Raw genomic sequence first — 24,899 nt, forward strand, 5'->3', positions numbered from 1 at the left:
GGCCCGGGGCACCTTTTCGCCCCGGGCCGCGCCGGTCCCTTATCCGCTTCGCTGGCTCAGCGGAAGCGGTCTGTGACGAACTTGCCGTCCTTGACGGTATATTCGCGGAAGCTGCCGGCGCTTTCGCCGGGTCCGATCAGCTCGACGTTGGTGGCGCCGACATAGTCGATGTCGGTGCCGGCCTTGATCAGCTCGATCGCCTTGGCCAGGTCACCGGGATAGACCTTTTCTCCCGGTGCGTTCGCCACTTCCTCGATCTTGCTCTTGTAGTCGGCCGGGGCTGCCGAGCCCGCCGCCTGCATCGCCAGCATCAGCAGCGATGCCGCGTCATAGCTTTCGCCGACATAGGACGAGGTGCCGTCGAAGCCCGCGGCCTTGGCCATGTCGAGAATCTTCGTCGCACCCTCGCTGTCGGTGCCCGGCACCGTGCCGAACGAGCCGTTGAGCGAGTCGCCGATCGCCGCGATCAGCGCCTCGCCATACATCCCGTCGGGCAGGAAGAAGGTGTCGAACGCGCCGGTGTCGAGCGCACCCTGGATCACGCCCTTGCCGCCCTGGTCCACGTAGCCCGCGACCACGAGCATGTCGCCGCCGGCCGCGGCCAGCGCCGCCACCTCGGCCGAGTAGTCGGCCTTGCCGTCCTCATGCGCGGCCGAGATCGTCACCTTGCCGCCCGACTTCTCGACGGCGGCCTGGATGGAATCGGCCAGACCCTTGCCGTAGTCGTTGTTGGTGTAGGTGATCGCGACCGAGGACATGCCGCGCTCCTTCAGGATCTCGCCGATCACCTCGCCCTGGCGGGCGTCGGAGGGCGCGGTCCGGAAGAACAGGCCGTCGTCCTCGGCTTCCGACAGGGCGGGCGAGGTGGCCGAGGGCGAGATCATCACGACGCCGTTCGGGCGCGCCACGTTCTGCAGCACCGCGCCGGTCACGCCCGAGCAGTCGGCGCCCATGATCGCATTGACCTTGTCCGAGGTGACCAGACGCTCGGCCGCGGCGGTCGCGGCGGCGGCATCGACGCAGGTCGAGTCGCCCCGCACCACGGTGACCTTCGAGCCGTCGAGCAGCGTGCCCGCGGCGTTCACCTCGTTGATGGCCAGTTCGGCGCCCGAGGCCATGTTCGGGGTGATCGATTCGAGCGGGCCGGTGAAGCCCAGGATGATGCCGATCTTGATGTCTTCGGCACCCGCGGCCCCGCCAAGGGCCAGCGTGGCCACGCTGGCCAGTAGCAGCTTTTTCATTGGAAACTCCCATGTTGGATCGAAATCCTGCCCGAGACCCTATTTTGCCTCGGATCAAAAGAAAAGGGACCAAAGGGTGCAGGTCGTCGCATCGCCCCGGCACAGGCGTGCGAGCCGCGTGTCCGCGCTGCGCCGGACAGCCCCGCCCATGCCCGCCGAGGGCGCGCGAACCGCAGGCGCGGCGGGCATTTTCCGGTCATGCAGTGCGGGCCTTCGCCCGCGTCCGGGCGGATCAGGGGCCGGTCCGCGGCGCAGCGGTGCGCCCTGGACCGGCTGACGGCCTTCTCACTCCGACACTCTCGCGGCCGCGGTCGGCGCCCCTTGGGTCCCGCGCTCGCGGTAGGGGGTGGTGTTGTAGTGCGCGCGGTAGCATTTCGAGAAATGCGACGGGCTGGCAAAGCCGCAGGCCAGCGCCACGTTGATCACGCTCATGTCGGTCTGCATCAGCAGGTTGCGCGCCTTCTGCAGCCGAAGCTCCATGTAGTAGCGCTTGGGCGAGCGGTTCAGGTAGCGCCGGAACAGCCGCTCGAGCTGGCGGGTGGACATTCCCACGTCCTCGGCCAGATCGGCCGGGCTGATCGGGTCCTCGATGTTGGCCTCCATCATGCGGATGACCTCGGACAGCTTCGGGTGCCGGACGCCGATCCGGGTGGGGATCGACAGGCGCTGCGTGTCGCGGTCGGTCCGGATCGAGGAATAGATCAGCTGGTCCGCCACCGTGTTCGCGATGTCGTCGCCGAGGTCCTTGGCGATGATCTTCAGCATCATGTCGATCGAGGCGGTGCCGCCCGCGGTGGTCAGCCGGTTGCCATCCATCACGAAGACCGACTTGGTCAGGCGCACCTCCTCGAACTCCTCGGTGAAGCCGTCCTGGTTCTCCCAGTGGATCGTGGCCTTCTTGCCGTCCAGCAGTCCCGCCTTGGCCAGCGCATAGGCGCCGGTGCAGAGCCCGCCGATCGTCACCCCCCGCCGCGCCTCGCGCCGGAGCCAGTTCACCACGCCCCGCGTCGTCGCCTTCTGCACGTCGATGCCGCCGCAGACCAGAAGCGTGTCCTCGCGCTCGATCTCCTCGAGGCCCATGTCGAGCCGGAAGGCCGCCCCGTTCGAGCAGACCGCCTCGGTCCCGCTCTCGCCGGCCAGCGCCCAGGTGTAGAGCGTGCGGCCCGCCACGCGGTTCGCGATGCGCAAGGGCTCGATCGCACCGGCGAAGGAGATCATCGTGAAGCGGTCGAGCAGCAGGAAGACGAAGCGGCGGGGCCGCAGGGCCTTGTCCGGCTGGGCGGCCCTGGTGGGAGAAATGGTCATGTTGCGACCTTGTGCGTCGTGAATGGTCCTGTGAAACAGGATTTGAAGACGCGTTCAAGGTGCTACTTGGACCAATTCTTCTTTGCATCGGCCGCCGGTTTCCGTATACCGCCGGCGACACGCAAACTGCCCGGAGGAAGTGCCATGACCAGGGGCTGGACAAAATCCGACTGGCGCGCAAAGCCGCGCATCCAGATGCCCGACTATCCGGACGCGGCCGCCGTGAAGGCGGTCGAGGCGCAGCTTGCCAAATATCCCCCGCTGGTCTTCGCCGGCGAGGCGCGGAAGCTGAAGTCGGCGCTGGCGCAGGCCGCCGAGGGGCGCGCCTTCCTGCTGCAGGGCGGCGACTGCGCCGAGAGCTTCTCGGAGTTCTCGGCCGACAACATCCGCGACACGTTCCGCGTGCTTTTGCAGATGGCCATTGTGCTGACCTACGGCGCGAAGGTGCCTGTGGTGAAGGTCGGCCGCATGGCCGGGCAGTTCGCCAAGCCGCGCTCGGCGCCGACGGAAGTTATCAACGGGATCGAGTTGCCCTCCTACCGCGGCGACATCATCAACGGCTTCGACCCGACGCCCGAGTCGCGCATCGCCGATCCGAGCCGGATGCTGCAGGCCTATACCCAGGCCGCGGCCTCGCTCAATCTGCTCCGGGCCTTCTCGACGGGCGGCTATGCCGACATCCACCGCGTCCACTCCTGGACGCTGGGCTTTTCCGAGCAGGACAAGGCCGAGCGCTACCGCGAGGTCTCGAACCGGATCTCGGACGCGCTCGACTTCATGTCGGCGGCGGGGGTGAACGGCTCGACCTCGCACAACCTGGCGACCGTGGACTTCTACACCTCGCACGAGGCGCTGCTGCTGGAATACGAAGAGGCGCTGTGCCGGATCGATTCGATCACCGGCCAGCCGGTGGCGGGCTCGGGGCACATGCTCTGGATCGGCGACCGCACGCGGCAGGTGGATGGCGCGCATGTCGAGTTCTGCCGCGGCGTGCTGAACCCGATCGGCCTCAAGTGCGGGCCGACCACCACGGCCGAGGATCTGAAGATCCTGATGGCCAAGCTGAACCCTCAGAACGAACCGGGCCGGCTCACGCTGATCGCGCGCTTCGGCGCCGGCAAGGTGGGCGAGCATCTGCCGCGCCTCATCAAGGCGGTGCGCGAGGAGGGGGCGAGCGTCCTCTGGTGCTGCGACCCGATGCACGGCAACACGATCAAGGCGGCCTCGGGCTACAAGACCCGGCCGTTCGACTCGGTGCTGCGCGAGGTGCGGGAGTTCTTCGCGATCCACAAGGCCGAGGGCACGATTCCCGGCGGCGTGCATTTCGAGATGACCGGGCAGGACGTGACCGAATGCACCGGCGGCCTGCGCGCCGTGACGGACGAGGATCTGTCCAGCCGGTACCACACCGCCTGCGACCCGCGCCTCAATGCCTCGCAGTCGCTGGAACTGGCGTTCCTGGTGGCCGAGGAACTGACCTCGATGCGCGAAGCGGCGCGGCGCATGGCGCTCTGACGCATCGTCCGAAGCGACCCGAGGAGCCGCCCCCCGAGGGGCGGCTTCCTGCATTCAGGCGTGCGGCCGGTCCGACTTGACGAGGCGCAGATGCGCGCGGCCCGGTTCGGCCCGCGGTGGCGGCACGAAGGGCGTCTGGGCCTCGGCGAACTCGGGCAGACGGATCCTGTGCGCGGCGGGCCGTTCCGCCGGCACCATGTCCAGCGTCTCGACCACCGCGCGGCTGATCGCCAGCCGGCGCGGCGCACGGCCCAGCGGGCCGTCTGTGATAAGGCATCCGAAGGTGAGCGGCACGTCGTCCTCGCCGCGCAGCGGCAGCAGCATCATGCGCCCGGTCAGCGCCGGCCGGCCGAGGCCCTTCGGCGCCTCGAGCCACAGCTCGCCGATGCCCGGCACGGTGAAGACCTGGTTCAGCACGAGCGAGAGCCTCGGCCGCGAGTCGAGGTCGAACAGCGCCGAGACCGGCATGCCCCGCACGTCCACGCCCATGAGGTCGGCGAGATGCATCCCCGCCAGCCGGAACCGCGCCATGCCGGGGGCGATGCGCTCGGCCAGGAAGGCGCAGGTCAGCGCGTCCTCGATGGCGCGCGGGTCGATGTCCGAGCGGCGGGGCAGGGTCTGCCCGCCCTGCCGCCGCAGCGCGTGCCAGTAGCTGCGGATCTGCGCCAGCGCCGCCGGTCCCACCCCCGGACGACCGCCGCCCGGATGCCCGCCGCCCGGGTGTCCCATGCCGATGCCCATGCCGCTTCTCCCGATGCTGGCGGGAGGCGCGGGTTGCCGCGCGCACGCCGCTCTGTTATGCGCCGCGGCGGCCCGGGGCCGGGCCGTCGTGGTTATTCGAAAGTTAATCTACCCCTCCTTTCGTCGTTTCGGGTGAAAATTCTGACAGGTTGGTAAACGACCGGATGGGGCGCTGGGAGCGACAGGCATGATCAGTTCGATGACCGGGTTCGCGACCCGGAAGGGGCAGGCGCAGGGCCATGCCTGGGTGTGGGAGATCCGCTCGGTCAACGGCAAGGGGCTGGACCTGCGGCTTCGCGTGCCCGACTGGATCGAGGGTCTGGAGCCGGCGCTGCGCTCGGATCTGGGCAAGGCGCTGCAGCGCGGCAGCGTGAGCCTGTCGCTGAAGGTGGCGGCCGAGGGCGGTGCGGAAGGACTGAGGATCAACATCGCGACGCTGCAGGCGGTGCTGCGCGGCCTGTCCGAGGTCGAGGCGGCGGCGCGCGGAACGGGCCTCACGCTCGCCCCGCCCACCGCAGCCGAGGTGCTGGCGCAGCGCGGGGTGCTGGAGCAGGGGGCCGGGCTCGAGGATACGGCGCCGCTGCGGGCCGCGCTGCTGGCGGACCTGCCGGGCCTGCTGGCCGACTTCCACACCATGCGCCGATCCGAGGGAGCAGCCCTTGACCGGCTGATCCGCGTGCAGCTGGACCGGATCGAGGCGCTGACCGCCGAGGCCGCCACCGAGGCCGAGGCGCGCCGGACGGCCGCGCCACTCGCGCTTCGTGAAAATCTGGCCCGGCTTCTGGCGGCCTCCGAGGGGCTGGACGAGACGCGGATCGCGCAGGAACTGGCGCTGCTCGCGGTGAAGCAGGATGTGACCGAGGAACTGGACCGCCTCGGCGCCCATGTCGCCGCCGCCCGCGCGCTGCTCGACGAGACGGCGCCGGTCGGGCGGCGGCTCGACTTCCTCGTGCAGGAATTCATGCGCGAGGCCAACACGCTCTGCTCCAAGGCGCAGTCGATGGCGCTGACGCGGGTCGGCCTTGACCTCAAGACCGTCATCGATCAGATGCGCGAGCAGATCCAGAACGTGGAATAGACGATGGCGCGGCGCGGACTTCTCCTCATCCTCTCCTCGCCCTCGGGGGCCGGGAAGTCGACGCTCTCGAAGCGGCTGATGGCCTGGGATCCGACGATCCGCTTCTCGGTCTCGGCCACCACCCGCGCGCCGCGCCCGGGAGAGGTCGACGGGCGCGACTACTACTTCCGCAGCCGGAACGAGTTTCTGGAAGCCGTGAAGGCGGGCGAGATGCTGGAACATGCCGAGGTCTTCGGCAACTTCTACGGCTCGCCCAAGGCGCCGGTCGAACAGGCGATGCGCGAGGGGCGCGACACGCTCTTCGACATCGACTGGCAGGGCGGACAGCAGATCCGCAACTCCTCGCTCGGGCGCGACGTGGTGTCGGTCTTCGTGCTGCCGCCCTCGATCGCCGAGCTTGACCGCCGCCTGCGCGAACGGGCGCAGGACAGCGAGGAGGTGATCGCCGGCCGAATGGCGAAAAGCCGCGACGAGATCAGCCACTGGGCCGAATACGACTATGTGCTGGTGAACCGCGAACTGGAGCTTGCCGAGGAACAGCTGAAGATGATCCTCTCGGCGGAACGCCTGCGCCGCGATCGCCAGCCCGACCTGCCGGATTTCGTGCGCGGCCTCAACGGGGAGTTCGAGCAGAGATGATCTATGCACTGGACGGCATAGCGCCGAATATCGATGCCCATGCCTGGGTCGCGCCCGATGCGAACGTGATCGGCAAGGTGGTGTTGGAGGCCGGCAGCTCGGTCTGGTTCAACGCCACGCTGCGCGGCGACAACGAAGAGATCGTGATCGGCGCCGGCACCAACGTGCAGGAGAATGCGGTCCTGCACACCGACTGGGGCTATCCGCTGACCGTGGGGCCGAACTGCACCATCGGCCACAAGGCCATGCTGCACGGCTGCACCATCGGCGAGGCCTCGCTGATCGGCATGGGCGCCACCATCCTCAACGGCGCGAAGATCGGCCGCTTCTGCCTGATCGGCGCCTGCGCCCTGATCACCGAGGGCAAGGAGATCCCGGACTTCTCGCTGGTCAAGGGCGCCCCCGGCAAGGTGGTGCGCGAACTGACCGAGGAGGAGCGCGAGCGCCTGCTGGCCTCGGCCGCGGGGTATCAGGCCAATGCACGGCGCTTCCGGGCGGGGCTGGCTGCCATCTGACGGCTGAATCGGACGGCACGCGGCCGTTCTCCGCGTCAGACGCGGTGATGCCCGGCATTTCGGCCTGCGACGCGGGCAGGGCCTGCCGCACAAGCCGCACCACGCGGGCCTTGCGGCCGCATCCCAGCCGGCAGGATGGCGCGGCGCCGCATCGCATGGCAGGAAGGGCGTCGAACACAGCAGGGGAGACCGGGATGGACGCTCAGGCCATCGGATCGCTGATGGAGGGGATTCCCCTGCCGATCGTGCTGATCGGCGCGGACGAGCGCATCCGCGCGGCCAATCCCCCAGCGCTGCGGCTGTTCGGCCAGGGCATCGTCGCGCGCCATTTCGTCATGGCGATGCGACAGCCGGCGCTGCTCGATGCGGTCGAGGGGGCGCTGCGGCTGAGCCGTCCCGGCCGGGCGCGCCACATCATCACCGGCCCCTCGCGCGAGGTCACCTATCGCGTCACCGTCACCCCGGTGGACTGGGACGGAAACCGCTTCGCGCTCTGCGCCTTCGAGGACATCACCGAGCAGGAGCAGATGGGCGCGATCCGCCGCGACTTTGTGGCCAACGTCAGCCACGAGTTGCGCACGCCGCTGACCGCGCTGCTCGGGTTCATCGAGACGCTGCAGGGGGCGGCCAGGGACGATCCCGCCGCGAGGGAGCGCTTCCTGACCATCATGGCGCGCGAGGCGGGCCGGATGAACCGCCTCGTGCAGGACCTGCTGTCGCTGAGCCGGGTCGAGGCAGAGGAACGCGTGCGCCCGACATCCTCGATCGACGTGGGTGCAGTGATCGGTCAGGCCATCGCCGCGCTGAAGCCGATGGCCGAGGCGGCGGGCGTCGAGATCCTCCGCACGGGCGAGACCGGCACGCTGGTCCTGCCGGGCGATCCCGACCAGCTGACGCAGGTATTCCACAACCTGATCGAGAATGCGGTGAAATACGGCGGGGCGGGCAAGGCCGTCACCGTGCATGTGGCGCTCGATTCCGAGGGGCTGGCGCGGCTGGGTCCGGCGGTCCGGATCGAGGTGATCGACCGCGGCGAGGGGATCGACGCCATTCACCTGCCGCGGCTGACCGAGCGCTTCTACCGGGTGGACACCCACCGCTCGCGCGAGAAGGGCGGCACCGGGCTGGGGCTTGCCATCGTGAAGCACATCGTGAACCGCCACCGCGGCCGGTTCCGCATCGAAAGCGAGCGCGGCAAGGGCAGTCGGTTCATCGTGACCCTGCCGGCGGGCTGACCGGGCGGGGCGCCCCGGTCCGGGTCCCTTACTAGGGTTATGCCGCGGGTGCCGCCCCGGAACCCGTCTTCTCTGTCGCGCCTGCCTGTCCGCCCGCTGCCAGCGCCTGCTCTGGCGTCGGGGCTGCGGGGCCGCAGCCGGGTCAAAGGCGCCCGATCCGTTCGGCCAGAAGATCGAAGAACCCGGCTGCATCCACGTCGCGCATGAAGAGCGCGTTCGGCGCGCGGTCGCTGACGCCCCACCAATCGGCCACCGTCATGCCGGTGGTGAAGCGGCCCTCGGTCTCGATCTCGACATTGATGTGCCGGCCAAGGAACAGGTCGGGCTTCAGGAGCCAGGCGATGACGCAGGGATCATGCAGCGGCGCCCCCTCCGAGCCGTATTTCTGCCGGTCGTGGCGCTCGAAGAAGTCGGTCCATTCGGCGACCATGGTGCCGACGCGGGTCCCCATGGCGCGGAAGCGGCCGACCCGCTCGGCCGAGGTCAGCGCCTTGTGCGTCACGTCGAGCGGCATCACCACCAGCGGCACGCCCGAGCCGAAGACGATCGCCGCCGCCTCGGGATCGACGAAGATGTTGAACTCGGCCGAGGGGGTGATGTTGCCGACCTCGAAATAGGCGCCGCCCATCAGCACCACCTCGCGGATGCGCGGCACGATGTCGGGCGCGTGCCGGAAGGCGGTGGCGATGTTGGTCAGCGGCCCCAGCGGGCAGAGCGTGACCGAGCCCTCCGGCTCTCGCCGGAGCGTCTCGATCAGGAAGTCGACCGCGTGCTGGTCCCGCAGCGGCATTGTCGGATCGGGCAGGGCGGGGCCGTCAAGGCCGGTCTTGCCGTGCACATGCTCGGCCGTGACCAGCTTGCGCGAAAGCGGCGCATCGCAGCCGGCGAAGACCGGGATGTCGCTGCGCCCGGCAAGTTCGCAGACGATCCGCGCGTTCTTCTGCGTCAGCGGAAGCGGCACGTTCCCGGCCACCGCCGTGATGCCCAGAACCTCGAGTTCCGGGCTGGCGAGGGCGAGCAGGATCGCCACCGCGTCGTCCTGTCCGGGGTCGGTGTCGATGATGATGCGGCGAGGCGGGGTCATCGTGTCTCCTGTTGCTGGGAGCCAGAGGAAAGCCCAGCCTCGCCGTCTTGTCCATCCGCCGCGGAGCGCGGGAGCCGGTCAGCGACCGCCCGCCTTTCCCGCACCGCGCGGCGGAGGCCGGGCGTTCCCGGCTCAGCCGTCGAAATCGACCGTCTCGACCAGCTTCAGCGCGGCCGCGCGCTGCGCCGCGACCTCGCCGAGGTTCAGGCTGTCGGGCGTGAACTCGCCCCAGCCCTGCACCAGCGCCGAGCGCGCCACGCCCGGCTTCACCGGAAACTCGTGGTTGGTCTCGGCATAGATCCGCTGCGCCTCGTCCGAGGACAGCCATTCCATCAGCTGCAGCGCCGCCTCGCGGTTCGGCGCGGCCTTCGTCATCGCGACGCCCGAGATGTTCATGTGCGTGCCGCCGCCCTCGAAGGCCGGAAAGACGATGCGGACCGAATCCGCCCACTCCTTCTGCTCGGCATCCGCAAGCATCTGGCCCATGTAATAGGTGTTGCCGAGGCTGATGTCGCATTCGCCGGCCCAGATCGACTTCACCTGGTCGCGGTCGTTGCCCTCGGGCTTCTTGGCAAGGTTGGCCTTCAGCCCTTCGAGCCACGCTTTCGCGCCGTCCTCGCCGTGATGCGCGATCACCGCGCCCACCAGCGCCACGTTGTAGTCGTTCGTCCCGGACCGGGTGCAGATCCGGCCCTTCCATTTCTCCGACGCGAGGTCCTCGTAGGTCGTGACCTCGCCATCGGCCACCCGCTCCTTCGAGGCATAGACAATGCGGGCGCGGGTGGTCAGGCCAAACCACTGGCCGTCGGAGTCGCGGAACTCGGCCGGGATGTTGGCGGCCAGCACCTCGGACGTGACTGGCTGCGTCACGCCTGCCTCGACCACCTGCATCAGCCGCGCGATGTCCACCGTCAGCACCAGATCGGCGGGCGAGCGGTCGCCCTCGGCCACCAGACGCTCGGCCATGCCCTTGTCCACGAAGGCCACGTTCACCTCGATCCCGGTTTCGGCTGTGAAGGCATCCACCAGCGGCTGGATCAGCTCGGGCTGGCGGTGGGAATAGACATTCACCTCGGCGGCCAGCGCGGGAAACGCGGTCGAGCCGATCATCGCGGCCAGAAGCGGAAGGGAGGAGCGCATAGTTAACCTCTTTTGTCGGGAATTTCCCAAGGTGTAGGTGAGGTATACCATTCCGTCAATCGCTGAGTTTAATGCTCAGGTATCGGCGAGGCCGCGCTCCTCGGCCTTGGCCCGATCCCAGAGCGCGTCCATCTCGGCGAGGTCGCTGTCCTCGGGGCGGCGGCCCTCCTCGGCCAGAAGCGCCTCGATCCGGGCAAAGCGGCGGGTGAACTTGGCGTTGGCGGCGCGCAGGGCGGCCTCGGGGTCCACCTTGAGGTGCCGGGCGAGGTTGGCGATCACGAAGAGCAGATCGCCGAACTCCTCGAAGGTCTCGGCCTCGGTCAGGGTGTCGCGCGCCTCGACCAGCTCGTGCGCCTCCTCGACGATCTTGTCGACGACCTGCGCTGTCGAGGGCCAGTCGAAGCCCACGCGCGCGGCGCGCTTCTGCAGCTTGACCGCCCGCGTCAGCGCCGGCAGCCCCAGCGCCACCCCATCGAGCACACCCGCCTGAGCACGGCCGGCGCGTTCGGCCGCCTTGATCTTCTCCCAGTCGGCGGTCTGCTGCTCGGCCGACTTGTCGCGCGAGTCCGTGCCGAACACGTGCGGGTGGCGCGCGATCATCTTGTCGGCGATGCCGGCGGCCACCGCCTCGAAGTCGAACAGGCCCAGTTCCTCGGCCATGCGGGCGTGGAACACCGTCTGCAGCAGCAGGTCGCCCAGTTCGCCCTTCAGGTCGTCCCAGTCCTCGCGCTCGATGGCGTCGGCGACCTCGTGCGCCTCCTCGAGGGTGTAGGGCGCGATGGTGGCGAAGGTTTGCTCGATGTCCCAGGGACAGCCGCGCGCGGGGTCGCGCAGCCGCGCCATGATGGCCAGAAGGCGCGAAAGGCCGGGGCCGGTGGTGAAGGCGCTGTCGGACATGATCCCTCCGCATCGGATGACGCCTTGGGGATAGCCGTCCCGGCTGGCGCGGTCCATGCCCTGACGCGACGTTCGCCCTTCCGGGTGCCTTGCGGGCGGGCCGGATTTGCGGTTCTGTGCGCAGTCGCCACCGGAACCCGCAGGAGAACCCCATGCCCGTCGTCAACCGCATCGCCGACTACGCGGCCGAGATGAGGGGCTGGCGCCGCCACCTGCACCGCCACCCGGAACTTCGCTTCGACTGCCACAACACCGCCGCCTACGTCGCCGACCGCCTGCGCGAGTTCGGCGTGGACGAGATCCACGAGGGCATCGCGCAGTCCGGCCTCGTCGCGATCATCGGCGGCCATGGGGACGGACCGACCATCGGCCTGCGCGCCGACATGGACGCCCTGCCGATCGAGGAGCTGACCGGGGCCGACTATGCCTCGACCGTGCCGGGTCGGATGCATGCCTGCGGCCATGACGGCCACGTGACGATGCTGCTGGGCGCCGCGCGCTACCTCGCCGAGACGCGGCGCTTCGCGGGGCGGGTGGCGCTGATGTTCCAGCCGGCCGAGGAGGATGGCGGCGGCGGCGAGGTCATGGTGCAGGAAGGCGTGATGGAGCGCTTCGGCATCCGCGAGGTCTATGGCATCCACAACGCGCCGAACGTGCCGCTGGGGCGTTTCGTGACGGCGCCGGGGCCGCTGATGGCGGCCGTGGACACCGCGACCGTCCGGGTGATCGGGCGGGGCGGCCACGGGGCCACTCCGCACGAGACGGTGGACCCGGTGGTGGCCATCGTCGGCATGGTCTCGGCGCTGCAGACCATCATCAGCCGCAACCTCTACACGCTGGACGATCTGGTGCTGTCGGTCACGCAGATCCACACCGGCACCGCCTCGAACATCATCCCCGAGGACGGCTGGTTCTGCGCCACGATCCGCACCTTCACGCCCGAGGTGCGCGACATGGTCAAGCGCCGCTTCCACGAGATCGTGCAGGGCCATGCCGCGGCCTATGGCTGCGATGTCGAGATCGACTACGAGATGGGCTATCCGCCGACCGTGAACGATCCCGAAAAGGCCGCCTTCGCCGCCGGGGTCGCGGCCGAGATCGCGGGCGAGGCCGGCGTGGACGCCAATTCCAACCGCGAGATGGGCTCCGAGGACTTCGCCTACATGCTCGAGGCGCGGCCGGGGGCCTATCTCTTCCTTGGCACCGGGCCGGGGGCGGGGCTGCACCATCCGGCCTATGACTTCAACGACGAGGCCGCGCCCATCGGGGCGAGCTTCTTCGCCCGGCTGGTGGAGCGCGCCCTGCCGCTGGCCTGAGCCCGCCGGGGCGTCGGCCGGTCGGCGCCGCAGCCCCGTGAACGGGACTGGCGCCCGCGGCGGGCTTGGCTAGACTGCGCGGAACGACCGGACGAGGGAGCCAGTATGGCACTGGAAGATGCGAAGACCGAGGTGGACCTTGCCTTCACCCGGCATGATCCGCGCGGCTACGCCTACGAGAACGCCTTCGGCGGCGCCACGAGCTTCCTGCGTCGGTGCTACACCAAGGATCTGGCGGGGGTGGATCTCGCCGTGACCGGCGTGCCCTTCGATCAGGCCGTGACCAATCGCGCCGGCGCCCGCTTCGGACCGCGCGCGATCCGCGAGGCCTCGACGCTCCAGCCCTACGACCGCCCCTTCGGCTGGGGTTTCGATCCCCTCGAGAGCCTGAACGTGGTGGATTATGGCGATCTTGCCTTCGACTATGCCAAGGTCGCGGACTTCCCCGCCCGGCTGAGCGACCATATCGGCGGCATCCTGTCCGCCGGGGCGGGGACGGTGACGCTGGGAGGCGACCATTTCATCACCCTGCCGATCCTGCGCGCCTATGCCGACCGGTTCGGGCCGCTGTCGGTGATCCAGTTCGACGCGCATTCCGACCTCTGGGCCGATGACGACTCGGGCCGGATCGACCACGGCACCTTCATGTACAAGGCGGTAAGGGCAGGTCTCGTCGATCCCGTCCGTTCGGTTCAGGTCGGCATCCGCACCGAGACGCCCGACTGGCTGGGCATGAACGTGCTGGACGCGCGGACGGTGCACGAACAGGGACCGGCAGCCGTCGCCACCCGCGTCCGCGGCATCGTCGGTGACCGGCCGACCTACATCACCTTCGACATCGATGCGCTGGATCCCGCCTTCGCCCCCGGCACCGGAACGCCGGTATGGGGCGGGCTGGCCTCGTGGCAGGCGGCGGCGATCCTGCGCGATCTGGCGGGGGTGAACCTCGTCGGCGGCGACGTGGTCGAGGTCTCGCCGCCCTACGACAGCGCGGGGATCACCGCCGTCGCGGCGGCGCATGTGGCGTATGAGTTGATCTGTCTCTACGGTTGGGGAAGGCGCAAGGAATGAAGCGGATGACCTATGTTCTTCTGGTTCTCGTCGTGCTGGTGGGGGGCCTTATGGCCTATGTGCGCTTCGCGCCGAACCTGCCCGGCGACTGGCATGACGATCCCCTGACGGTGACCGAGCGGGGCGCCGACAACAGCTTTCTTGCCGCCCCCGGCGGGGATGCGCCGGCCCTGCACCTGACGCTGCCGCCCGATCAGGTCGCAGCCCGGCTCGACGCCATCGCCTCGGCCACGCCGCGCACGGAACTGCTGGCGGGCGAGGGCTTTCACAAGACCTGGATTACCCGGACGAAGTGGTGGGGCTTCCCCGATTTCACCTCGGTCAGGCTGATCGCGGCCGAGGATGGCGGCACCGATGTCGCGCTTTTCGCCCGCTCGCGCTTCGGGAAAAGCGACCTTGGCGTGAACCGCGCCCGGGCGCTGGACTGGCTGGCGCAACTGCAACGCTGATCCCGGCGACCCGATCCCCTTCGGTCTGCCCGGCGGGCCGGCTGCCTCGGCCGGCCCTTGACCCCATCCCGCCCATAGGACAAATCCCGCGCATGGTGCCCATGGATCGCCTCCTTCAGATCGTCCGCCGCTTCGAGTTCCTCGAGGCGCGGCTCTCTGCGGGTGCGGCGCCGGCCGAGATCGCCGCCCTCAGCCGCGAGTATTCGGAACTGAAGCCGGTGGTGGCCGAGATCGTGGCCTATCGCACCGCGCTGGACGATCTGGCCGAGGCCGAGGCGATGCTGGCCGATCCCGAGATGCGTTCGCTGGCCGAGGACGAGATCCCCGCGCTGCGCGCCCGCATCCCCGAGATGGAACAGGCGCTGCGCATAGCCCTCCTGCCGAAGGATGCCGCCGACGCGCGGCCCGCGATCCTCGAGATCCGCCCCGGCGCCGGCGGCGAGGAGGCGGCACTCTTCGCCGGCGACCTCCTGCGCATGTATCAGCGCTATGCCGAGACGCAGGGCTGGCGGTTCGAGATCCTCGACCTTGCCGCCTCCGAGCTTGGCGGCATCCGCGAGGTCACCGCCCGGGTCGAGGGCGAGGGCGCCTTCGCCCGGCTGAAATACGAATCCGGCGTGCATCGCGTGCAGCGGGTGCCCGAGACCGAGGCGCAGGGCCGCATCCATACCTCGGCCGCGACCGTCGCGGTGCTGCCCGAGGCCGAGGAGGTCGACATCGACATCCCCGCCGCCGACATCCGCATCGACACGATGCGCTCGTCCGGCGCGGGCGGCCAGCACGTCAACACCACCGACTCGGCGGTGCGCATCACCCACCTGCCGACCGGCATCATCGTCACCTCGTCGCAGAAATCCCAGCACCGGAACCGCGAGATCGCGATGGAGGTGCTGCGCGCGCGTCTCTTCGACCTCGAACGCCAGCGGCTGGCCGACGCGCGCTCGGCCGACCGCAAGTCGCAGGTCGGATCGGGTGACCGGTCCGAGCGGATCCGCACCTACAACTTCCCGCAGGGCCGGATGACCGACCACCGCATCAACCTCACGCTCTATGCGCTGCCGCAAATCATGGCGGGCGATCTGGGCGAGGTGATCGGCGCGCTGACCGCCCATGACCAGGCGGCGCGGCTGGCCGAGATGGAGGCATGACCGCGCAGGCCGCGCTGAGGGCCGCCATCCTGCGCCTCGCCGCCGCCGGGATCGAGGACGCCGCCCGCGACGCCCGCCGGCTGCTCGCCCACGCCATGCAGATCCCGCCCGAGCGGCTGACGCTGCATCTGGGCGATGCGGTCTCGGCCGAGGACGAGGCGCGGCTGGATCGTGCGATCGCCGCGCGCGAGGCGCGCCAGCCGGTGTCGCAGATCGTGGGCGAGCGGCTGTTCTGGGGCCGGCCGTTCCGCGTCACGCCGGACGTGCTCGATCCTCGCCCCGAGACGGAATGCCTGATCGCGGCCGCGCTGGCCGAGCCCTTCGCCACGCTTCTCGACCTGGGCACCGGCAGCGGCTGCATCGCGCTCACGCTGCTGGCCGAGCGGCCGGGCACGCGGGGCCTCGCGACCGACCTGTCGCCCGCCGCGCTCGAGGTCGCGCGGGGCAATGCGCTGGCGCTCGGCCTCGATCATCGGGTGGCCTTCCGCCTGTCGGACTGGTTTGCCGAGGTCAGCGGCCGGTTCGACCTGATCGTCTCGAACCCGCCCTACATCGCCGCGGACGAGATGGCCGGCCTCTCGCCCGAGGTGCACGACTGGGAGCCGCACATGGCGCTCAGCCCGGGCGGCGACGGGCTTGACGCCTATCGTGCGATTGCAGCCGGCGCGCCGGCCCATCTGGCGCCGCAGGGGCGCCTGCTGGTGGAGATCGGCCCCACGCAGGGCGAGGCGGTGAGCGACCTTTTCCGGCAGGCGGGGCTGGTCGGGGCGACGGTGCTGCGCGACTTCGACGGGCGCGACCGCGTCGTGGCGGCGCGGGCTGCCTGACGCATGGGCATGCGCGGTCAATTGGTCGCGGCCCTTGCCGAAACGCGGGTTTCGCCCCATTTTTCCCTTGCCAGCCACGCGACGCCGTGATTACTCGGACATGCGCCGAGGGGATGGTCCGCACGATCGGGATCGTTCTCCGCGCGGCCAAGCCTGAAATGCACGATATGCCCCGGTGCGGACGACCAGTCGCCGGGAGCGGTTCCGCAGGAGCTGCTGGCATACCGGCAGGGCCAGTTCATCTGGATACAAGGACAAGATGAGATCCTCCAAGTCCCGCTCGCGTTCGAAATCGAACCGCCCGCGCAGCCTCGGCAATATCGTCAACCGCGTCTTCGACAGCTCCGGCCCCGAAGGCAAGGTGCGCGGCACTCCCGCGCAGATCATAGAGAAATACCTGTTCCTCGCGCGTGACGCCCAGCTGTCGAACGACCGCGTGGCCGCCGAGAACTTCCTTCAGCATGCCGAGCATTACACCCGCCTCCTGGGCGAAGCGCAGCGCGAGATGGCGCTGGAGCAGGAGAACCGCCGCTCCGAGCATCAGCCGGGTCAGGGCGGGCAGCCCCAGCAGCAGGGCAACCACCGCAACGACCGCCCGCGCGAGGACCGCCGCGACGAGCGGCAGGACCAGCCCCGCGCCGAGCGTGAGCCGCGTCCCGAGGCCCAGCCGCAGCCGCAGCCCCAGCCTGTGCAGGAAGCGCCCGCCAGCTCGCACGAGGTGATCGACCTGTCGGATGCTGCGGACGAGGAAACCGGGCTGGTCGAGACGCCGGAGGCGCGCCACCGGCACCGCCCTGCGCCGCGCCGCCGCCACGATACCACCGCCGCGCCGCAGTCCGATGCGCAGCCCGCGGGCGATGCCCCGGCCGCGACGTCGCAGGAAGCAGCGCCGGCCGAAGGCGCCTCGGCCGAGGCCGCCTCCGAGCAGGCCAAGCCCGACCGGCCCCGCCGTCCGCGCGGCCCGCGCAAGCCGAAGCCGCGCGATGACGATGGCTCGCCCGATGACAGCGGCCCGCGCGAAGCGGCCGAGTGATCCGACGCGGGGCCGTCAGGGCCCCGCCGTCCTCAGCGCGCGAGCCGCCGGGCCAGCGCGCAGAACCCTTCCAGCGAGACTTCCTCGGCGCGCATCGTGGGCTCGATCCCCGCGTCCCGCAGCACGGTCTCGATGTCCGGCGCGATCCCCTTGAGGCTCGACCGAAGCATCTTGCGCCGCTGGTTGAAGGCGGCCGCCGTCACGCGGGACAGCACGGCCGCATCGGCCGGATAGCGTGGACCGTCGAGCCGCGTGAAATGCACCACGGCGGAATGGATGGAGGGCGGCGGCGTGAAGGCCTCGGGCGGCAGCGTCAGGACGATCTTCGGATCGGTCCGCCACTGCGCCAAGAGCGCGAGGCGTCCGTAAGCCTTCGAGCCCGGCCTTGCCACGATCCGCTCGGCCACCTCCTTCTGGAACATCAGCGTGAGGCTGGCCCAGAACGGCGGCCAGTCCGAGGACAGCCAGCGCGTCAGAAGCTCGGTCCCGACGTTGTAGGGCAGGTTCGCCACGATCCTGATCGGCGGCGTCAGACGCGCGGCGACATCCACCTCCAGCGCATCGGCGTTCAGCACCTCGAGCCGGCCCGGATGGGCCGCCGCGATTTCGGCCAAGGCGGGCAGGCAGCGGGCGTCCTTCTCGACCGCCAGCACCCGCCGCGCGCCCTCCGCCAGCAGCCCGCGCGTGAGGCCGCCGGGGCCGGGGCCGATCTCCAGCACGTCCGACTGCGTCAGGTCGCCGGCCAGCCGCGCGATCTTCGCCGTCAGGTTCAGATCCAGCAGGAAGTTCTGCCCGAGCTGCTTCTTCGCCGTAAGGCCATGCGCGCGGATCACCTCGCGCAGCGGCGGCAAACCATCAATCGTGGCCAAGGACCAACCCCTTGTTTCGCATCCTCGTCATCCTGTCTGGCTGGTCACTGCCGGGCCGCGGCCATCTCCGCCGCCATCTCCAGCGCCGCGACGAGGCTGGAGGGGTCGGCGATGCCGCGCCCCGCGATGTCGAATGCGGTGCCGTGGTCCGGCGAGGTGCGGATGAACGGCAGGCCGAGCGTCACGTTCACCCCGCCCGCGAAATCGATGGTCTTGATCGGGATCAGCCCCTGATCGTGATACATCGCGACCGCGCAGTCATACTGCGCCCGCGCTGCCGCATGGAACATGGTGTCGGCCGGAAGCGGACCTTGCAGCCGCATCCCCTCGGCCCGGAGCCGGGCGAGGAGCGGGGCGATCACCTCCTGATCCTCGTGCCCCATTGCCCCGCCTTCGCCGGCATGCGGGTTGAGGCCGGTGACCCAGATCCGCGGATCGGGCAGGCCGAAGTCGCGGGCCAGCCCCGCATGGGTGATGCGCAGGACCGACTCCAGCAACTCTGCGGTGAGGGCCTTCGGCACCTCGGCCAGCGGAATGTGGATCGTCGCCGGCACGACGCGAAGGCCGGGGCAGGCCAGCATCATCACGACATGCCCGACCCCGGCGAGGGCCGCGAGATATTCGGTGTGGCCCGGGAAGGCGAAGCCCGCGCCATCCTTCAGCGCCTTCTTGTGGATCGGCGCAGTGCAGACCGCCGAGGCCGCGCCCGACTGCACGAGCGAGACCGCGCGCGCGATCACCGCCACCACTTCGGCGGCATTGCCAGGGCTGGGAACCCCCGGCGTGGCGGGATCGGGGAAGGCATGGGGCAGAACGGGCAGCACGCCGGCCGGCACGGCCGCCGCCTCGGAAGGCTCGGCGATGCCCTGCCACGCGCTGCCCTCGGGCAGATGCGCGGGATCACCGATCCAGAAGAACGGCAGCCGGTCGCCCAGCATGCCGCGCGCCTTGACGGCGATCTCGGGACCGATGCCCGCGGGCTCGCCGCAGGTGAGGGCTATGGGGGCGATCACGGCTCGCGGATGATGGCTTTGGCACGCAGGTCAGCGAGGTAGCCATCGGCCATGGCCCCCATCGTCTGGTTCACCAGCATCTGCCCGATGCGGCCGCGGTCGAGCGGTTCTTCCGACAGCGGACGGCGCGCACAGAGCATCAGCACCCGCCGCGTGGCGCCGCTGCGCAGTCCGCTCGAGATCTCTCCGGCGTCGAGCCGCGCGAGTTCCAGCGCCACGTCCTGCGGCACCGCGGCCAGCGCGCTCTTCTGCCGGCGCAGCTGCTCGGGCGGGGCACCCTTCATCACCGTGTAGAGATCGTCGCAGTTGTCAGTGCGCGACGCGATCCGGCCAAGCTGTTCCGGCAAGGCCTCGTCGTCGGGCAGGAACAGCTCGGAATATTCGACCTCGATGCCCTCCGGCGCCGGCTCGTCGGACTCCGCGATGCCGCGCAGCTGGAACAGGGCCACGGCATTCGGGATCTTCAGCGGCTCGGTCACCTCGCCCGGCTGAAGCGTCAGAAGCACCGGCCCAAGGGTCGGCGGCAGGTTCTGCAGCGGCACCCAGTCGATGCGCCCGCCGCGTTCGGCCGAGGGCGCTGCGGAATACTCGCGCGCGGCCTCGGCGAAGGCGGCCTCGCCCCGGGCCCCGGCGCTGATCTCGCGCGCCAGCGCAAGGACTTCGGCCTCTTCGCCGGGCGGGGCGGGGATGATGATCTCGGACAGAAGCAGCCGCACCGCGGCGCGCCGGGTCTGGTTGGTGATCGCCCGGTCGATGGCCAGCTCGCTCGGCCGCGCGAGGGGGCCGAACTTCGCCCGCACCAACTCGCGCCAGACGAGGCCGGCGTGGACGAAGTCGCGGAAGGTCTCGGCCGAGACGCCCGCCTTGCCCAGCTCGGTCACGAACTGCTCGCCGGTCAGGTTGGCCCGGCCGGCAAATTCGTCCATGCCTTCGCGGATCTGCTCCTCGGTCGCCTCGATGCCCGCGGCTTCGGCCGCGTCCATTCGAAGCTTGTCGTCGATCAGCGCGTCGACCGCCTGCTTTTCCACATCGCCCGGCGCACCCAGCAGGGTGAGGAAGCGGATGCGCTGCTCCAGCTCGAAATTGGTGATGACCTTGTCGTTCACGACGAGATGCGGCGAGAACAGGCTTTGCGCCGGCGCTCCCGTCACGCTGGCGACCGAAAGGGCCGTCGCCACAGCGAGGGCGAGGCAATGGGAAGCGATGGTCTTCATCTGTCCGTCAGCCGTTTTCTGCTCTTGGTCCCGATGGTCCGGCCCGTGGCCGGCCGTTTCAGCGACATTCCCGGTCCGCCCGCCTCTACCTGCGGCACACGCGCGACGGGCCGGGTGCCGCACCGCTGCCGAAGCCGATGAGATCGACCGACAGGCCGAAATCCGTGCTCGGCGACACACTAGTCGAGGACGTGAACCGACGCGAGAGGGAAAGATCCACCGACAGGCACTCGTTGCGGAACTCGAATCCGACGCCCGCCTCGGCCGTCCGCCCCTCCTCGAAGTCGTAGCGGCCGTCGGCGCTGGCGGTCCAGGCGTCGGTCAGCCGGTAGCGCGTGTCCAGCGTGATCTCGGCCACCGGGTCGGGGCGGTTCTCGTAGAGGCTCTCGCGCACGCGGACGTAGCGCGAGCTGAAGCCGTAGCGGTCGCGCTCCAGGTCGATCTGCCATTCCGCCTTGGTCACGCCGAAGTCGCTGTCCACGATGGTGCGCTGCGTCAGCGTGAGCCCGTTCTGCATCGCAAGCTGCAGGGCCGCCAGCCAGTCCGACTGTGTTTCGTCAAGGCCGGAAGCCGCCGAGAAGCCGGGGTTCTCCTCCTGCCAGACGACCCGGCCGAGGGTGGCGCCGAGCGACCAGCCTGCGGGGTCGAAGCGCGTCCAGTTGACACCGAAGGCCGCGCGCCGGCCATCCTCGACCCCGTCCGCGCCGGGGAAGCGGTCCAGCGCAAAGAGGTTGCCCTCGTCGAACTCGACCAGAACCGAATCCTCGTTCGGAACCTCGCTGTCGGCGGCATCGGCCCAGACCAGTTGCAGCACCGGCTGGATCACGTCGCTGGCGCCGCTGGCCGAGGCGCGGACCCAGGGCCAGCGCAGCTCGACCGCGGCCGCGCCGTTCGTGCGGGTGTCCGAGCCTTCCCAGGCGGCATCCTCGCTGACGTCATAGGCATCCGCGCCGATCTCGGCCAGCGCCGAACCCAGCACGCCGCCGCCCAGCGTCCAGTTGCGCCGCCAGTCGAGCCGGACCGAGGCGCGCGACATGTCGCGCCCGTCGGCGATGTCATCGCCGTCGCGGTCGCTGTCCTCGGGGTCGTTGGAATCGCGCCGGTGGCTGTGGGTCTCGAGCCGAAGCCCGCCTTCGCCGCCCAGCGGGCCGAAGCCGAAGCGGCGATGGAAGGCCGCGTCGGCCACGACCGAGGGCAGCGTGTCGTTGTCCTCGTCCTCGCGCAGCGAGCGGAACTTCAGCAGCCGGCCCGAGATGTATTCGTTGCGGCGCGCCCGGGTGATCTCGAACCCGCTGGCCAGCCGGTCCTTGTCGCCAAGGCCGTAGTCCAGATAGTAGGCGCGGTCGCTCACCTCCTCGATCTGGAACGCCAGTTCGAAGTCGCGCGGCAGATCGAACGTGCCACGCGCGAACAGGTAGCCGCGCTGTTCGTCGGGCAGGATCTCGTCGCGCGAGACCGCGCCCTCGGCCTCGATCGTGCCGAAGCTCAGCGCCTCGCGGTAGCGCATTTCCAGCGTGCGGCCGCCCTTGGTGGTGACGTAGGGCGTCAGCGTCACGTCGCGGCTGTCGCCGAGGGCCACGAAATACGGCAGCTTCAGCCCGGTGCCGAGGTCGCTCGTGGTGCGCAGCTCGGGGCGCAGGAAGCCCGTGGCGCGGTCGAGCGTCGGATCGGGGACGCGCAGCCGCGGGATGTAGGCCACCGGCACGCCCGCCACGCGAAGCGAGGCATGGTCGAAGTAGATCTGCCGTTCCAGCTCGTCATGGACGACCCGCCGGGCGCGCACCTCCCAGAGCGGGGTCGGGCTGTCGGCGCAGATCTGGCACGACGAGGCGACCGTGCTGCCGAGCGCCGTGTAGCGGTCGCCGACGCGGGCCAGCGTCGAGGCGGACAGCTGCAGCTGCTGGTCCAGCACCAGCCGGGCGCTGGTCAGCATGCCCTCGGCCATGTCGCCCGACAGCGCCGCCTGATCGGCCAGCACCAGCCGCCCCGCGCCGTCGTCGAGCACGATCGGCCCCTCGATGGTCAGCCGGTCCGCCGGCTGGTCGTAGAGCACGCGCGAGGCCGTCAGCCGCACGCCCTTGTAGAGCACCTCGACATGGCCTTCGGCGACCAGCGTCGTCTCGTTGACGATGGACACGCTGTCCGCCACGAGCGTCGCCTTTTCCTGCGCCACCGCCGGAAGCGGGACGAGGAAGCTGGCACAGAGCAGAAGCCTCCGGATCAAGCGCATCAGCCGTCCTCGAGATGCAGGAGAAGACCGAGAGAGCCCATGACGCCGATCAGCGGCGGGCTCCAGGCGGCGAGAAGGATCGGGATCTGGCCGTTCTCGCCCATCACCTGCGCGAAGCTGCGCAGGAAGAACAGGCCGAACCCGGCGATCAGGGCGAAAAGCACCATCCGTCCGGTGCCCCCGAAGCGGGCGTGGCGCATGGTGAAGCCCGCGGCCACCAGAACCATGGCGGCCAGCGTGAAGGGCAGGGCGAATTCCATCTGCATCCAGACCCGGTGCTGCCGGGCCGAGAAGCCGGCGCGCTCCAGCCCCGCGACATAGGCGGGCAGTTCCCAGATCGGAATGGCCGAGGGATCGCCGAAGCTGTCGCGGATCCCCTCTCGCGTGAGGTCCGAGGGCACCCGGACGTGGCCCTCGGCAAGGGCGGCGGCCTCGGGGTTGGGCACCGTCAGGTTCCAGCGCTTGGCGTTGGAAAGCTGCCAGTAGCCGGTCTCCAGCGTCGCCTGCTCGGCCTCCAGCCGGCTTGCGGGCAGGCCCTCGGCGTCGAAGGTCAGGAAGGTCACCGCGTAGAGCCGCGTGCCGTCGGCGTTCGAGCGCGCGGCATGGATCACCGTCTGCCCCGAAGCCGCACCCTGACGCAGCCAGAGCCCCTCCTTCGAGACGGACAGGACCCGCTCGCCCCCCCGCGCCAGCCGCCCGGCCATCTCCTCGTACTGGCGCTGGGTGCCGGCCACGATGGGGTTCAGCACCGCGACCGCAAAGGCGCCGATCAGCAGGGCGACGACCATCGGCGCGACGAGGAAGCGCAGGCCCGACCGGCCCGCGGCGCGCACCACGACCAGCTCGCTCGTCCGGGCAAGGCCCAGGAACAGCGCCACGGCGGCAAGGATGACGATCAGCGGCAGGATGGTGTAGATCGTCTCGGGAACGCGCAGAAGCGACAGAAGCCCGGCCTGTGCCAGCGAGATCCCCGCATCCGCGAACCGGCGCATCTGGTCGAGCACGTCGATCAGCATCATCAGGAAGAAGAAGATCAGGAAGACGATCAGCACGATGCGGGCGAAGCGGCGGGCGATGTAGCGCGACAGGATCATGACGCGAAGATCCCGCGCATGGCGCGCCGGAGCCGCCGCGGACGCTGCGCGTTCCAGAGCAGCAGCATGCCGATGGCAAGGCCGGTCAGCGGCGCCGCATAGGCGAGCGGCCAGAGCGCGTCCTGCGCGATGCCCGCGCCCGAGGCAGCCACGTTGATGGTCTGCACGAGGATCAGCAGCACCACCGCGAACAGGATCTGCCACCACAGGCCGAAGCGGCTGAAGCTGCCCAGAAGCAGCGCCGCGAAGCCGATCAGAGACGAGGCAAGCCCGAGGAAGGGCTGCGCGATCCGGCTGTGCGCCTCATAGAGGAAGGCCGCGCGCGTGGACCGCGTCTCCTCCAGCAGCGCCTCGGTGGGCGAGAACAGCTCGCGCGTGGACAGTTCCTCGATGCCGCGCCGGTCGGTGCCCGAGGGCGTCACGAAGGAGCCGAGGTCGTAGGTCACGTCGTCGAACCGCGTGAGGTCCAGCCTGCGCCCCTCGCGGGTGAGGGTCTGCGCGCTTCCGTCGAGCATCAGCAGCTTCGGGGTCGTCTCGGTCCGCACCAGCAGGGCACGCCGCGCGGTGTAGACGGTCGAGCGCAGCGGATGGCGGTCGTCGGCAAGGAACAGGTCCATCAACTCGCCCGTGTCCGAGATCTCGCGGATGTAGAGCGTGACGCCGTCCGCAGGGTGCAGGAACTCGCCGTCGCGCAGGAAGCGGGCGGTGGCGTTCTCGGAAATCTCGGCCGAGCGCGCGGCAAGGATGGCGCGGCTGGCGGGGACGAGGACGTTCATCAGCACCAGCATCATCAGCGCGACGATCAGCCCGAACGAGACGACCGGTCGGGCGAGACGGAAGGCCGAGAAGCCGGTCGCCTGCATGACCACCAGTTCCGACTCCTGGCTCAGGCGGTTCACGACATAGATGGTGGCGGCGAAGGCCGACAGCGGCAGCACCAGCCGGATCACGTTCGGCAGCGCCAGCAGCGAGAATTCGAGGAAGACCAGCGCCGACTGGCCGTCCGAGATCAGGTCGTCGAACAGCCCCACGGCGCGGTTGATCCAGTAGACCAGCACCAGCACCAGCGAGAAGAAGCCGAACAGCGCAACCAGTTGCGACAGCAGGTATCTGTCGAATTTAGACACGCGGTCTCCGCCCATCCTCTGCCCCGGGGTGGCGGGACGCTACCGGAAATCGCAGGCGGGGAAAACTGGTATCTGGCCTTCGCCCGGGTCAGGGGCTAGCCTCGCGCCGAAAGCGGCG

The 24,899-nt window shown here is 69.9% G+C and carries 23 protein-coding genes; 11 read left to right on the top strand and 12 right to left on the bottom strand.

Annotation, left to right across the window (positions count from 1 at the left end; all coding sequences use genetic code 11):
- Positions 1-56: 56 nt before the first annotated feature.
- Positions 57-1,241 carry an ABC transporter substrate-binding protein gene (locus CK951_RS08065; protein ID WP_096785661.1) on the bottom strand — a complete coding sequence of 395 codons (1,185 nt, stop codon included), beginning with the start codon at positions 1,239-1,241 and terminating at the stop codon, positions 57-59.
- Positions 1,242-1,526: 285 nt separating this feature from the next.
- Entirely contained in the window at positions 1,527-2,546 is a 1,020-nt protein-coding gene (locus tag CK951_RS08070; protein WP_096785662.1) for a GlxA family transcriptional regulator, read from the bottom strand.
- 144 nt (positions 2,547-2,690) lie between these two features.
- Here CK951_RS08070 and CK951_RS08075 point away from each other — a divergent pair, with 144 nt between their 5' ends.
- The gene (locus tag CK951_RS08075; protein WP_096785663.1) at positions 2,691-4,061 is read left to right on the top strand and encodes a class II 3-deoxy-7-phosphoheptulonate synthase; all 1,371 of its coding nucleotides are present in this window, start codon (positions 2,691-2,693) and stop codon (positions 4,059-4,061) included.
- A gap of 54 nt (positions 4,062-4,115) precedes the next feature.
- On the opposite strand, the gene CK951_RS08080 is transcribed toward CK951_RS08075, so the two are convergent.
- Positions 4,116-4,802, bottom strand: coding sequence for a PAS domain-containing protein (locus tag CK951_RS08080; RefSeq protein WP_096785664.1), 687 nt, complete (start codon positions 4,800-4,802; stop codon positions 4,116-4,118).
- Between the two features lie 187 nt (positions 4,803-4,989).
- On the opposite strand from CK951_RS08080, the gene CK951_RS08085 reads away from it, so the two are divergent.
- From CK951_RS08085 to CK951_RS08100, 4 genes are all read left to right on the top strand, one after another.
- Positions 4,990-5,880, top strand: coding sequence for a YicC/YloC family endoribonuclease (locus tag CK951_RS08085; RefSeq protein ID WP_096785665.1), 891 nt, complete (start codon positions 4,990-4,992; stop codon positions 5,878-5,880).
- Positions 5,881-5,883: 3 nt separating this feature from the next.
- Positions 5,884-6,519 carry a guanylate kinase gene (gene gmk / locus CK951_RS08090; protein ID WP_096785666.1) on the top strand — a complete coding sequence of 212 codons (636 nt, stop codon included), beginning with the start codon at positions 5,884-5,886 and terminating at the stop codon, positions 6,517-6,519.
- Complete coding sequence (locus tag CK951_RS08095) at positions 6,516-7,034, top strand: gamma carbonic anhydrase family protein (protein ID WP_096785667.1); 519 nt, start codon at positions 6,516-6,518, stop codon at positions 7,032-7,034. Before gmk ends, CK951_RS08095 begins: the two co-directional genes overlap by 4 nt.
- Positions 7,035-7,228: 194 nt before the next feature.
- Positions 7,229-8,269: a cell wall metabolism sensor histidine kinase WalK gene (locus CK951_RS08100; protein ID WP_096785668.1), complete on the top strand. Its 1,041-nt coding sequence runs from the start codon at positions 7,229-7,231 to the stop codon at positions 8,267-8,269.
- Positions 8,270-8,411: 142 nt separating this feature from the next.
- Here the strand turns inward: CK951_RS08100 and CK951_RS08105 are convergent, their stop codons facing one another.
- The 3 genes from CK951_RS08105 to mazG form a co-directional block, all read right to left on the bottom strand.
- The gene (locus CK951_RS08105; RefSeq protein ID WP_096785669.1) at positions 8,412-9,353 is read right to left on the bottom strand and encodes a nucleoside hydrolase; all 942 of its coding nucleotides are present in this window, start codon (positions 9,351-9,353) and stop codon (positions 8,412-8,414) included.
- Positions 9,354-9,485: 132 nt separating this feature from the next.
- On the bottom strand, positions 9,486-10,493 hold the full coding sequence (locus tag CK951_RS08110) for a Fe(3+) ABC transporter substrate-binding protein (protein WP_096785670.1): 1,008 nt from the start codon (positions 10,491-10,493) through the stop codon (positions 9,486-9,488).
- Positions 10,494-10,568: 75 nt separating this feature from the next.
- A complete protein-coding gene (gene mazG, locus CK951_RS08115; RefSeq protein ID WP_096785671.1) occupies positions 10,569-11,390 on the bottom strand; it encodes a nucleoside triphosphate pyrophosphohydrolase in 822 nt (273 codons plus the stop codon).
- Positions 11,391-11,542: 152 nt separating this feature from the next.
- On the opposite strand from mazG, the gene CK951_RS08120 reads away from it, so the two are divergent.
- The 6 genes from CK951_RS08120 to CK951_RS08145 all read left to right on the top strand — a co-directional run bounded on the left by CK951_RS08120 (position 11,543) and on the right by CK951_RS08145 (position 17,234).
- The gene (locus CK951_RS08120; protein ID WP_096785672.1) at positions 11,543-12,706 is read left to right on the top strand and encodes a M20 aminoacylase family protein; all 1,164 of its coding nucleotides are present in this window, start codon (positions 11,543-11,545) and stop codon (positions 12,704-12,706) included.
- Positions 12,707-12,811: 105 nt separating this feature from the next.
- Positions 12,812-13,777 carry an agmatinase gene (gene speB / locus CK951_RS08125; RefSeq protein ID WP_096785673.1) on the top strand — a complete coding sequence of 322 codons (966 nt, stop codon included), beginning with the start codon at positions 12,812-12,814 and terminating at the stop codon, positions 13,775-13,777.
- Positions 13,774-14,226, top strand: a complete 453-nt coding sequence (locus tag CK951_RS08130) for a DUF1499 domain-containing protein (RefSeq protein WP_198402423.1) — start codon at positions 13,774-13,776, stop codon at positions 14,224-14,226. Before speB ends, CK951_RS08130 begins: the two co-directional genes overlap by 4 nt.
- Positions 14,227-14,318: 92 nt before the next feature.
- On the top strand, positions 14,319-15,374 hold the full coding sequence (prfA, locus tag CK951_RS08135; RefSeq protein ID WP_096785674.1) for a peptide chain release factor 1: 1,056 nt from the start codon (positions 14,319-14,321) through the stop codon (positions 15,372-15,374).
- On the top strand, positions 15,371-16,201 hold the full coding sequence (prmC, locus tag CK951_RS08140) for a peptide chain release factor N(5)-glutamine methyltransferase (RefSeq protein WP_096785675.1): 831 nt from the start codon (positions 15,371-15,373) through the stop codon (positions 16,199-16,201). The genes prfA and prmC overlap by 4 nt, the downstream gene beginning before the upstream one ends.
- 259 nt (positions 16,202-16,460) lie before the next feature.
- Positions 16,461-17,234 carry a DUF4167 domain-containing protein gene (locus tag CK951_RS08145; RefSeq protein ID WP_096785676.1) on the top strand — a complete coding sequence of 258 codons (774 nt, stop codon included), beginning with the start codon at positions 16,461-16,463 and terminating at the stop codon, positions 17,232-17,234.
- 32 nt (positions 17,235-17,266) lie between these two features.
- Here CK951_RS08145 and rsmA read toward each other — a convergent pair whose 3' ends face one another.
- The 6 genes from rsmA to lptF form a co-directional block, all read right to left on the bottom strand.
- On the bottom strand, positions 17,267-18,103 hold the full coding sequence (gene rsmA, locus CK951_RS08150) for a 16S rRNA (adenine(1518)-N(6)/adenine(1519)-N(6))-dimethyltransferase RsmA (RefSeq protein ID WP_096785677.1): 837 nt from the start codon (positions 18,101-18,103) through the stop codon (positions 17,267-17,269).
- 44 nt (positions 18,104-18,147) lie between these two features.
- Positions 18,148-19,116: a 4-hydroxythreonine-4-phosphate dehydrogenase PdxA gene (gene pdxA / locus CK951_RS08155; RefSeq protein ID WP_096785678.1), complete on the bottom strand. Its 969-nt coding sequence runs from the start codon at positions 19,114-19,116 to the stop codon at positions 18,148-18,150.
- Positions 19,113-20,330, bottom strand: a complete 1,218-nt coding sequence (locus tag CK951_RS08160) for a peptidylprolyl isomerase (protein WP_096785679.1) — start codon at positions 20,328-20,330, stop codon at positions 19,113-19,115. The genes pdxA and CK951_RS08160 overlap by 4 nt, the downstream gene beginning before the upstream one ends.
- 85 nt (positions 20,331-20,415) lie before the next feature.
- Complete coding sequence (locus CK951_RS08165; protein WP_096785680.1) at positions 20,416-22,560, bottom strand: LPS-assembly protein LptD; 2,145 nt, start codon at positions 22,558-22,560, stop codon at positions 20,416-20,418.
- Positions 22,560-23,654, bottom strand: coding sequence for an LPS export ABC transporter permease LptG (lptG, locus tag CK951_RS08170; RefSeq protein WP_096785681.1), 1,095 nt, complete (start codon positions 23,652-23,654; stop codon positions 22,560-22,562). The genes CK951_RS08165 and lptG overlap by 1 nt, the downstream gene beginning before the upstream one ends.
- On the bottom strand, positions 23,651-24,781 hold the full coding sequence (gene lptF, locus CK951_RS08175) for an LPS export ABC transporter permease LptF (protein ID WP_096785682.1): 1,131 nt from the start codon (positions 24,779-24,781) through the stop codon (positions 23,651-23,653). The genes lptG and lptF overlap by 4 nt, the downstream gene beginning before the upstream one ends.
- Positions 24,782-24,899 lie beyond the last annotated feature (118 nt).

Source organism: Rhodobacter sp. CZR27 (assembly GCF_002407205.1).
Lineage (GTDB): Bacteria > Pseudomonadota > Alphaproteobacteria > Rhodobacterales > Rhodobacteraceae > Cereibacter_A.

What these genes read in the sequence shown, in the direction of transcription:
- CK951_RS08065 (WP_096785661.1), bottom strand. Translation starts at nt 1,241, where the DNA reads ATGAAAAAGCTGCTACTGGCCAGCGTGGCCACGCTGGCCCTTGGCGGG.
- CK951_RS08070 (WP_096785662.1), bottom strand. Translation starts at nt 2,546, where the DNA reads ATGACCATTTCTCCCACCAGGGCCGCCCAGCCGGACAAGGCCCTGCGG.
- CK951_RS08075 (WP_096785663.1), top strand. Translation starts at nt 2,691, where the DNA reads ATGACCAGGGGCTGGACAAAATCCGACTGGCGCGCAAAGCCGCGCATC.
- CK951_RS08080 (WP_096785664.1), bottom strand. Translation starts at nt 4,802, where the DNA reads ATGGGCATCGGCATGGGACACCCGGGCGGCGGGCATCCGGGCGGCGGT.
- CK951_RS08085 (WP_096785665.1), top strand. Translation starts at nt 4,990, where the DNA reads ATGATCAGTTCGATGACCGGGTTCGCGACCCGGAAGGGGCAGGCGCAG.
- gmk (WP_096785666.1), top strand. Translation starts at nt 5,884, where the DNA reads ATGGCGCGGCGCGGACTTCTCCTCATCCTCTCCTCGCCCTCGGGGGCC.
- CK951_RS08095 (WP_096785667.1), top strand. Translation starts at nt 6,516, where the DNA reads ATGATCTATGCACTGGACGGCATAGCGCCGAATATCGATGCCCATGCC.
- CK951_RS08100 (WP_096785668.1), top strand. Translation starts at nt 7,229, where the DNA reads ATGGACGCTCAGGCCATCGGATCGCTGATGGAGGGGATTCCCCTGCCG.
- CK951_RS08105 (WP_096785669.1), bottom strand. Translation starts at nt 9,353, where the DNA reads ATGACCCCGCCTCGCCGCATCATCATCGACACCGACCCCGGACAGGAC.
- CK951_RS08110 (WP_096785670.1), bottom strand. Translation starts at nt 10,493, where the DNA reads ATGCGCTCCTCCCTTCCGCTTCTGGCCGCGATGATCGGCTCGACCGCG.
- mazG (WP_096785671.1), bottom strand. Translation starts at nt 11,390, where the DNA reads ATGTCCGACAGCGCCTTCACCACCGGCCCCGGCCTTTCGCGCCTTCTG.
- CK951_RS08120 (WP_096785672.1), top strand. Translation starts at nt 11,543, where the DNA reads ATGCCCGTCGTCAACCGCATCGCCGACTACGCGGCCGAGATGAGGGGC.
- speB (WP_096785673.1), top strand. Translation starts at nt 12,812, where the DNA reads ATGGCACTGGAAGATGCGAAGACCGAGGTGGACCTTGCCTTCACCCGG.
- CK951_RS08130 (WP_198402423.1), top strand. Translation starts at nt 13,774, where the DNA reads ATGAAGCGGATGACCTATGTTCTTCTGGTTCTCGTCGTGCTGGTGGGG.
- prfA (WP_096785674.1), top strand. Translation starts at nt 14,319, where the DNA reads ATGGTGCCCATGGATCGCCTCCTTCAGATCGTCCGCCGCTTCGAGTTC.
- prmC (WP_096785675.1), top strand. Translation starts at nt 15,371, where the DNA reads ATGACCGCGCAGGCCGCGCTGAGGGCCGCCATCCTGCGCCTCGCCGCC.
- CK951_RS08145 (WP_096785676.1), top strand. Translation starts at nt 16,461, where the DNA reads ATGAGATCCTCCAAGTCCCGCTCGCGTTCGAAATCGAACCGCCCGCGC.
- CK951_RS08160 (WP_096785679.1), bottom strand. Translation starts at nt 20,330, where the DNA reads ATGAAGACCATCGCTTCCCATTGCCTCGCCCTCGCTGTGGCGACGGCC.
- CK951_RS08165 (WP_096785680.1), bottom strand. Translation starts at nt 22,560, where the DNA reads ATGCGCTTGATCCGGAGGCTTCTGCTCTGTGCCAGCTTCCTCGTCCCG.
- lptG (WP_096785681.1), bottom strand. Translation starts at nt 23,654, where the DNA reads ATGATCCTGTCGCGCTACATCGCCCGCCGCTTCGCCCGCATCGTGCTG.